General features: G+C 71.0%; 3 protein-coding genes. 2 read left to right on the top strand and 1 reads right to left on the bottom strand.

What is annotated here, in order from left to right:
- The first annotated feature begins 132 nt into the window (after nt 1-132).
- Nucleotides 133-768, top strand: coding sequence for a DJ-1/PfpI family protein (locus EHS43_RS43430; protein ID WP_125195928.1), 636 nt, complete (start codon nt 133-135; stop codon nt 766-768).
- Here EHS43_RS43430 and EHS43_RS43425 read toward each other — a convergent pair.
- Nucleotides 755-1,513, bottom strand: coding sequence for an enoyl-CoA hydratase/isomerase family protein (locus EHS43_RS43425; RefSeq protein WP_125195927.1), 759 nt, complete (start codon nt 1,511-1,513; stop codon nt 755-757). The genes EHS43_RS43430 and EHS43_RS43425 overlap by 14 nt on opposite strands.
- Before the next feature lie 208 nt (nt 1,514-1,721).
- Here EHS43_RS43425 and EHS43_RS43420 point away from each other — a divergent pair.
- On the top strand, nt 1,722-2,003 hold a 282-nt coding region (locus tag EHS43_RS43420; RefSeq protein WP_221740826.1), incomplete at its 3' end, for an ATP-binding protein.

The following is a 2,003-nucleotide window of genomic DNA, read 5'->3' as shown; positions in this document are numbered from 1 at the left end:
GTCTCAGAGGACCAGGAACCCAGAGGGGTCAGCCCGGTGCCCACGAGGCCGCCGCAAACCGCACCACATCAACAGTCCTGGCCGCCCCTGACGAAGCCAACCGGAATCGCTTACTCAAGGATTAGGACCCTCGTGCAGATCGCCATCGTCCTCTTCGACCGCTTCACCGCCCTGGACGCCGTGGGGCCGTACGAGACCCTCGGTCGCCTCCCCGACGCGCGGACCGTCTTCGTCGCCGAGCGGACCGGCCCGGTGCGCACCGACACCGGCAACCTCGCCCTCACCGCCGACAGGACGTTCGCCGAGCTGCCGGACCCCGACATCGTGATCGTGCCGGGCGGTCCCGGGCAGACCCCGCAGATGGAGAACGCCGTGCTGCTGGACTGGCTGCGCGCCGCCGACGCCACCAGCACCTGGACGACCTCCGTGTGCACCGGGTCCCTGCTGCTCGCGGCCGCGGGACTGCTCCGCGGCCGCCGTGCGACCTCCCACTGGCTGGCCCTGGACGTCCTGAAGGAGTTCGGCGCCGAACCGGCGCAGGAGCGGGTCGTGTTCGACGGCAAGTACGTCACCGCCGCGGGCGTCTCCTCCGGCATCGACATGGGGCTGACCCTGCTCGGCAGGATCGCGGGCGACGAACACGCCCAGGCCGTGCAGCTGTTGACCGAGTACGACCCGCAGCCGCCCTACGACGCGGGCTCGCCGCACAAGGCGCCCGCGCACCTCGTCGAGGAGTTCCGCTCCAAGAGCCGCTTCATCCTGTCGTAGTCCAGGTGAAACGCGGTGTCCTGCGCTCTAGGAAGGCGGCGACCCCCTCCGCGGTGTCGCCGCTGCCGCGTGCCTGACCGCTCCAGTACGCGTCCCGGTCCCGGCGTCCGTCGGCGAACTCCTTCGCCGCGGCCTGCGTGAGCTGCGAACGGGACGCCAGAACCCGGGTGAACTCCCCGATCCGCTTGGCCAGTTCGCCCTCGGGCAGCACCTCGTCGACCAGCCCGGCGCGCAGCGCCCGCTCCGCGTCGATCAACTCACCCGAGAACAGCAGGTACTTGGCGGTGGCCGGCCCGACCAGCGACACCAGCCGCCGGGTGGAGGACGCCGGATACACGATCCCGAGCTTCGACGGTGTCACCCCGAAGAGCGCGCCCTCCTCGGCGAACCGCAGATCGCAGGCCGCCGCGAGCTGCGACCCGCCACCCACGCAGTGCCCCCGGATCGCCGCCAGCGTCGGCTTCGGAAAGGCGGCGAGGGCCTCCTCGGCCCGCACCGCGAGCCCCTGTGCCTCCTCGGGCGACCGGCGCAGCGTGGAGATGTCGGCGCCCGCGCAGAACGTCCCGCCCTCACCGGTCAGCACCAGCGCCCGGACGTCCGGATCGGCGGCCAGGGTGTCCAGCAGCGGCGGCAGCGCCCCCCACATCGCGGCGGTCATGGCGTTGCGCTTGGCCGGATGGTGGATGACGACGGTGGCGACCGAGTCGGCGACGGTGTGCAGCAGCTGCGGCTCCGAGAGCTCCATGCGTCGGATGCTAGCCGGACAGCTCGACCGTACGATCACCGAGCAGCACCAGGTGGCCACCTGATCGACACAATCCGAATGGTTCCGTTCCGAACCGGTCAGGGGCATTCGATATGCGCTGACTTCTGTTCAGGCATCCGGAGTGGAGCGACCCACTGCCAACACTCGACATGTGGTGACAATCGAGCGCAAGGGTGGCGACCGAAGAATGGACGACCATGGGCGCGGGTCAGGCCCTCGCCCGACGGACAGCGGAGAAGACCCCCTCGACCCGGACCCCGTCGAACCGGGCACCCCGGACCCGCTGCCGTACGAGGGGGTGTGGCGATTCACCGCCCCCGCCGTGGAGGCGTCGGTCCCGCAGGCGCGACACGCCGTGCGGGACCTGCTGTACCGCCAGGGAGTGCCCGTCTCGGACGACCTCGTCCAAGGCCTCCTGCTGATCGTGTCCGAGCTCGTCACGAACGCCGTCCGGCACGCGGCCCTGCTC

The sequence above is a fragment of the Streptomyces sp. RP5T genome (assembly GCF_003933965.1).
Lineage (GTDB): Bacteria > Actinomycetota > Actinomycetes > Streptomycetales > Streptomycetaceae > Streptomyces.
Note: the sequence above shows the minus strand (reverse complement) of the source record. Positions and strands in the feature narration are given on the sequence as shown.